This window comes from Cellulomonas endophytica (assembly GCF_004123805.1).
Classification (GTDB): Bacteria; Actinomycetota; Actinomycetes; order Actinomycetales; family Cellulomonadaceae; genus Cellulomonas; species Cellulomonas endophytica.
Genome location: NZ_RWJX01000114.1, coordinates 1 through 7,314, shown reverse-complemented (window position 1 = coordinate 7,314; position 7,314 = coordinate 1). Strand labels below are relative to the sequence as shown.

The 7,314-nt window shown below is 79.8% G+C and carries 2 protein-coding genes; both read right to left on the bottom strand.

Annotated elements, in window-relative coordinates:
• Positions 1–923: AAA family ATPase (locus EJA20_RS17540; RefSeq protein ID WP_164984050.1), on the bottom strand; the 923-nt coding region annotated here is incomplete at its 3' end.
• Between the two features lie 111 nt (positions 924–1,034).
• A complete protein-coding gene (locus tag EJA20_RS17535; RefSeq protein ID WP_129339814.1) occupies positions 1,035–7,196 on the bottom strand; it encodes an Ig-like domain-containing protein in 6,162 nt (2,053 codons plus the stop codon).
• Positions 7,197–7,314 lie beyond the last annotated feature (118 nt).

Sequence of the window (7,314 nt, the reverse complement as noted above, 5' to 3'; positions counted from 1 at the left end):
TCGAGCACGTCGGCGACGACGTCGGCGGGGCGCACGCCGTCGAGCTCGGCGTCGGGCGTGAGCAGCAGGCGGTGCGCGAGGACGGGCTCGGCGAGGTCCTTGACGTCCGCGGGCACGACGAAGGGGCGGCCCGTCGAGGCGGCCCACACCCGCGCGGCGCGCACGAGCGCCAGGGCGCCGCGGACGCTCACGCCGAGCGCGGTGCGCGGGTCGGTGCGCGTCGCCTCGACGAGCCGTGCCACGTAGTCCAGGACGGCGGGGTCGGTGTGGACGCCGGTGGCGAGGTCCGCCATCTCCGCGAGCGCCTGCGGGGTGACGAGCGGCTCGAGGTCGACCGTGCGGTCGCGGGCGCCGGCGAGGATCTCCACCGTCGTCGCGCGGTCGGGGTAGCCGATGGAGGTGCGGACGAGGAAGCGGTCGAGCTGGGCCTCGGGCAGGCGGTACGTGCCGGCGAGCTCCACGGGGTTCTGCGTCGCCAGCACGAGGAACGGCCGGCCGACGGGGTGGCTGACGCCGTCGACGGTGACCTGCCCCTCCTCCATGACCTCCAGGAGCGCGGCCTGCGTCTTCGGCGAGGCGCGGTTGATCTCGTCGGCCAGGACGACGGAGGCGAACACGGGCCCGGGGTGGAAGCGGAACCGCCCGGCGGCGGCGTCCCAGACGGTGGTGCCCGTCACGTCGGACGGCAGCAGGTCCGGGGTGAACTGGATCCGGCTGTGCGTGCCCTGCACGCTGCCCGCCAGCGCCTTCGCCAGCGAGGTCTTGCCCGTGCCGGGGGCGTCCTCGAGCAGGAGGTGCCCCTCGGCGACCATGGCCATGAGGGCCACCCGCACGACGCGCTCCTTGCCGAGCACCACCCGGCCGATCCCGTCGACCAGCAGGTCGAACGTCTCGGCGAACCACCGGGCCTGCTCGGCGTCCACGCGCCCTCCCCCTCTCGGGGGCCGCACCCGGCCGCCCCCCACGTCGTGGCCCGGCGTGGGGGCGCCCGCCGGTCGCAGGGCGCCCTCACGGGGCTCACCCCTCCCATCGGGTCAGACGGCGGGTCGGATGAGGATCCGGGGCGGGTGAGTCGGCCACGGGCCCCAGCCGACGCCGTTGCGGGCGCGCACCTGCACCTCGACGGTCCCGCCGCCGGGCACGGGCACGTCCACGCGGGTCGTCGCGGCACCCGTGGTCCCCTCGGCGACGACCTCGCCGGCCCCCTCGCCGTCCAGGCGCACGACGCGGTACCCGAAGCCCTCCAGGGCCGCCCCGCCGTCGCCGCCGGCGTCCCAGCCCACGGCGACCCGCCCCGGGGACTCCGCCACGGTGACCGTGCGCTCGGCCGGCACGGTCGCCCGGCCGGGCGCACCCGTGGCGGACCCGACGGACGCGCCACGGGCGTGGCCGACGCGCACCTCCACGGTGGTCGTCGCCGCCCCGCTCGACAGGCTCGCCGGCGGCCGTCCGGTGCGCCAGGCGCCCCCGTCCTGGCGCCAGGCGCGCTCCGTCACGGGCGTGCCGCCGTCGGCGCCCTCGACGACGCGCACGAGCACCTCGTCGACCCCGCCGGGGGTCAGCTCGACGACCGGCGGCTGCGGCGCCGTCACGACCGCCACCGCCGGCAGCTCCGTCCACGGCCCGGCCAGGCCGCGGTCGTTGACGGCACGGACGCGCGCCCCGTCGGCGGGGCCGGCGACGAGCCCCGTGCGGGTGCACGCCGCCTCGCCGGGCTCGGGGGTGCAGCCCTCGACCTCCCAGCCCAGGGCGGCGGACGCGGTGCCGCTCGAGGTCGGAGCGGACCAGGTCCAGCGCGCCGCGCCGGCACCCCAGGCCACCTCCCCGCCGGCGGGGACGGCCGCGCCCGCGGTCGCGGTGACGGGTCCCGGGGCGGACCAGACCTCGCCCGTGGCCGTCGCCCACTCCGACACCCCCACGCCGTTGCGGGCGCGGACGGCGAGCACGTAGGCCTGCCCGAGCCGCGCGTCGGTCAGCGTCCAGGTGAGCACGGGGCCGACGTCGACGGGCGCACCGCCGTCGACCCGCACCTCGTAGGCGGTCACGGGGTCGCCGTTGCCGCCGGACGGGGTCCAGGCCAGCGTCACGGCGGGCCGCTCGTCGGCGGTCTCGCCGCGGGTCGCGGTCGGGACGGGTGCGGCCGGCACGCCTGCGGGCACCGCGACGGCCGAGGCGGTGCTCCAGGGGCCGGGCAGGGGCGCGCCGTTCGTCGCCCGGACGCGGACGGTGTAGGCGGTGCCGTTCACGAGACCGCCGATGGTGGCGCGCGGCTGCGCCACCGTGACGACGGCCGGCCCGGACGCGGGGGCCGGGCTGACCTCCACGGCGTAGCCCGTCACGGGCGAGCCCGTGGTGGCGGGGGCCGACCACGTCGCCACGAGGGACCGGTCGCCCCGCACGAGCACGGGCGTGCCGGGCGCGGCCGGCACCGCGTCGGGACGTGCGGGCGCGGAGGCGGTGCTGGGGTCGGACAGGCCGATGCCGTTGCGGGCCGCGACGGTGAACGTGTACGCCGTGCCGTTCGTCAGGCCGGTGACCGTGCAGGTGGTGACCTCGCAGGTCTGCTCGGCGCCGCCGGGCTGGGCGACGACCCGGTAGCCCGTGACGGGGTCGCCGTGGGCGTCGGGCGCCGTCCAGGACAGGACGACGGCGCCGTCGCGCTCCTCGAGGACGGCCGGGGCGCCCGGGGCGTCGGGGCGGTCGCGCACGACGACGGTGAGCCGCCCCTGGACCTCGCGCTGCGGGTCGCGGGTGACGTCCCGCACGCGGAACCGCACGACGACGGTGCCGGAGCCGGCGGCTGCGGGCACGACGGTGACGGTGCGCGCGTCGGAGCGGACGGTGCCCGCGCCGGGGGTGTCGACGACGACCCCGACGACCTGCAGGCCCTGGCCCGGGAAGGGGTCGAACGCGCCGTCGAGGACGGGCACCGCGACCTCGCGGCCGGCGACCGCCGCGACCTCGCGGTCGGGCACCCGCGCGAGCGGCTGGGTGCTCGCCACGACCCGCACGTCGACCTCCACCGGCAGCGTGCCGGCGCGGCCGTAGCCGAGCGCGAGGCGCAGGCGGGCCGTCGTCCCGGCGGACGTGCCGGCGTCGGCGGTCACGGACAGCCGGGTGCCGTCGAGCGCGGCGGTCAGCCCGTCGGGGACGGCGCCCGCGAGCGCGAAGGTCCACGGCGAGGCGGCGCCGCCGGTCGCGCCCGGGGTGGCCGGGACGCCCGCGGCCGGGGTGCCCGTGGTCGGGCCCTCGGGGCCGCGGACCCACAGCGCCAGGTCCACGACCGTGCGGGCGCCGGCGGGCACCTCGAGCGGGTCGGGGGCGAACGTCGGGGGCGTGGACTCCAGGGCCACGACCGTGACGGGCAGCGTGACCGCCGACCGGCGCGCGTCGGCGTCCGTCGGGCCCGTGCTGTCGGTGACGGGGACGGTGATCGAGGCCGCTCCGGCGTAGCCGGGCGCGGGCGTGTAGGCCACGGTCGAGCCGTCCACGACGCGCACGGTCCCGCGCACGGCCTGCACGGCGGCCGCGTCGGCCACCGACGGGCGGCGGCCCGGGGCCACCTGGACCTGCTCGTCGAGGACGACGAGGAGCTCGGCGCCGGCCGCGACCCGCAGCGCCGGGGCGCGGGGCCGGGCCACGGGCGGGAAGAAGCCGAGCGCCGGCACCGTGACGAAGGCCCACGTGGAGGGCCGCTCGGCGGCGGCCGTGTTCGTGAGCAGGTACGGCACGGTCCGGGCGTGCGGGCCGAGCTGCACGACGACCCGGCCGCGGTCGTCGACGGAGGCGACGTCCGCCACGGAGCGCGGGACGGTGACCGCCAGGTCCGCCAGCGGCCCCGACGGGTTCTGGGCGAGGCCGAGCACGTCGACCTCGACCTCGGTGCGGCCGAGCGTGTCCGTGGCGGGCACGACCACGTCGGCGGCGACGGGGGCCGCCGCCGTGGCGGCCGGGTCGACCGTGACGGTGAGGAGGCCCGTCGCGACGCCGCCGCGCCCGCTGCGGACGGTGTACGTGACGAAGAGGACCGTGGGCCGGTCGGGCGCACGCACGACGACGGACCGTCCCGCGGTGCGCGCGGGGGCGTCGCCGGGGACCGGGGCGTCGGCGGCGGGCGTGGCGGGGCCGCCGGGAGCGCCCTCGGAGACCCCGAGCTCCGGGTCGAGCGCGAGCGGCGCCCCGCCGGTGCCGACGTCGTTGGCGAGGACGCGCACCTCGACGGTCTGGCCGGGACGGACGGTGACGGCGTCGTCGCCGGCGCTGATGCGGTCGGCGGCGCTCGCGCGGGACGAGACGCCGACACGGACGGTCGCCACGGACCGCTGCCCGACCCAGTCCTCCACGGCGTAGGTGAACGTGTCGGTCCCGGCGGCGTCGGGCAGGGCGGTGTACTCCAGCCAGTCGGCGCCCGCCGTGACGCGGCCGTCGGCGGGGGCGCGGTCCTGCCCGAGGAGCGTCACGCCGTCCCCGTCGGGGTCGATGCCGACGAGCGGCACGGGGATCCGCACGGTCTCCCCCGCCAGCACCCGGGCGGTGAGGTCGCGCGGCGCCGGCGGGGCCTTCGTCGCGGCGTCGGAGGCGTGCACGACGACGGTGAGCCGCCCCGCGGTCTCCTGCCCGTCCGCGTCGCGCACGACGAAGACGGCGTGGGTCGTCAGCGCGCGCGCCGGCGCCTGGTAGCGCAGGGCGTCGCCGGCGACGAAGAGCAGCCCCTCCCCCTCGGGCACCGGCTGCGCCAGCGTCGGGCGCAGGGTGAGCCGGTCGCCGTCGGGGTCGTGGGCGTCGGCGAGGACGGGCACGGTGACGACGCCGCCGGCCCGCACCTGCACGGTGACGTCGGGGACCGTCGGCGGCTGCACGGCGAGGACGGCCGGCACCGGGACGACCGTGATCTCCCCCTGCGTCGCCGCGCGGCCGTCGGAGACGTCGTAGGTGAGGCGCACGGGCGCGGCCAGGTCCCCGCGCAGCTGCACGCGCACGAGCCGGTGCTCCAGGACCGTCAGCCGGAGCATGCCGGCGTCCCCGGCCTGCTCCGGCTCGACGCCGCGCAGGACGAGCACCTCGCCGTCGGGGTCCACGTCGTTGGCCAGGGGGTCGACCGTGACCTCCCCGAGCGGCGGCACGTGGACCACGTCGGGCACCGCGACCGGGGCGGCCGGGGTCCCGGGCCGGTCGACGACGTCCACCCGCACGACGCCCGTCGCCTGGACGCCCCCGGCCGTCACGGTGAAGGGGACGGTCCACGAGCCCGTGCGGGCGGCGCGGGCGGTGAAGGTGCCGGCGGCGAGGTCCGGCCTCACCGCGAGGCCGACGACCTCCTCGACGCCGGCCAGGCGCGGCGCGGCGCCGGCCCAGGACCGGACGGCCGCGAGGGGCTCGACGAGCACGGGCTCGTCGACGAAGGTGCGCACGAGCAGCGGGTCGACGGCGACGCCGAGGCCGCCGCGGGCGCGCACCTCGACCACGAGCTCGCCGGTGACCGACCCGCGGCCGTCGGAGACCTCGAGCGCCGCGCGGTGGGTGCCGACCGGGGCGTCGGCGCGCGCCTCGAGGGCGAGGGTGCCGGCGGGCTCGACGACGGCCGTGGCCACCGCCGGGTCGACGTCGGCCCGCACGAGCTGCAGGACGTCGCCCTCGGGGTCGCGGAAGGCCGCGAGCACGTCGGCCTCCGTGCGGCCGCCCTGCTCGACGACGAGCGTCGGCGTGCGCAGCTGCTCGGGCGCCGTGTCCTCGTCGACCCCGCGCACCGTCAGACGCAGGGTGGCCGTGGAGGGCACGGACGTGCCGCGGCCGTCCGTCACCGTGTAGGGGACCGTGGCCGACCCCGTGGCGCCGGCGGGCACCGTGACCTGGAGGGCGCGGCCGCCGGCGACGGGCTCCAGCACGCCGAGGGCGGCCGGGAGCGGGTCGACCTGCGACACCGCGAGCACGCCGCAGGTGGAGGCGGAGTCGTTGTCGAGCACGGGCAGGACCGTGGTGCGGCCGGGGCGGACGCCGAGGTCGTCGTCGACGGCGACCGGCCCCGGGGCGTCCGGCGAGCAGGCGGCGGCGTCCGGGGCCGCCGTGCGCTCGCCGTCCGTGCGCTCGGGGTCCGTCTCGTCCTGCCGGTCCTCCGGGACCGCGGCGGCCCAGTCCGGCGTGCGGACCTCCCCGTCGGTCTCCGGGAGCCAGAGCCGCCCGGCGCGCGCGTCGTTGAGCACGACGAGGTCGTGGTTGACCCGCAGGCGCAGGTCGGCGTCGGCGGCGACCGCGTCGAGGGCGCGCACGAGGGGCCGGTCGTCGCCGCAGAGGCGCAGGTAGGTGCCGGACGGACCGGCCCACGCACCGTGGCCGCAGCCGGCGGCCCGCACGGGGGCGGCCGGGGTGCCCGTGCCGCCGGTGGTGCGGGAGCGCACGCCGAGGCCCTCGAGGGAGACCTCGAGCAGCGCGGTGCGGGAGGCGACGAGCACCGTGCCGGCCGCGGGGCCGGGGGCCTGCAGGACGAGCCCGTCGCCGGGCAGCTCGACCGTCCCGCCGAGCGTGCGCAGCGTGCGGCCCGAGAGCGCGACCGGGACGTCGCCGACGGCGGTGAGGGCGTCGACCGCCGGCGTGCCGGTGGCCGTCCCCGGGCCCGCCCCCGTGCCCGGCCCCGTGCCCGTGGCCGCGCCGGGGTCGGCCGCCTCGCCGCCGGCGAGCCCACCGAGGCGCTCCCCCTGCGGGTCGGCGGCCCCCGGGCGCAGCAGCGTCACCGCGCCGGCCGCGTCCACGGCCAGCACGGCGCCCGACGCCGTGGCGACCGCGGCGCCGCCCGCGCCGAGCGCGTGGTCCGCGGGGGTCACGGCCGTGTCGAGGCCCGCGAGCGCGGCGACGGGGCGCACCCAGAGGTCGCCGTCCGCCTCCAGGAGGCTGACCGTGCCGCCGCCGAGGCCCACCGTGGCCCCCGGGGCGGTCGCGGACCCCGTGACCGTCACCGTGGCCGGGTCGACGACGGACGGTCCGCCGGGCTCGACGAGCAGCACGTCCGTGCCGTCCTGGAGCACGTCGAAGCCGGCGGCGGGCGACACGAGCCCGCCGTCGAGCTCCTCGACGGCCGTGTTCCAGCGGCCCAGGCGGCCCTCGTCGGTGGCCGTCAGCCACACGCCGCCGTCGTGCAGGTCGAGGCGGGCGAGCGGGACGCCCTCCCCCGCGAGCACCGCCACGGCGACGAGCACGGGCACGACGCCCGCCGCCGCGACGCGGGTGGCCGTCGCGCGCGCGGGCCGCCGTGGGCCGCGCCCGGTGCCAGGTGCGGTGGCGGGTGCGGGGGCAGGTGCGGGCGGGCGCACGGCCGCCGCG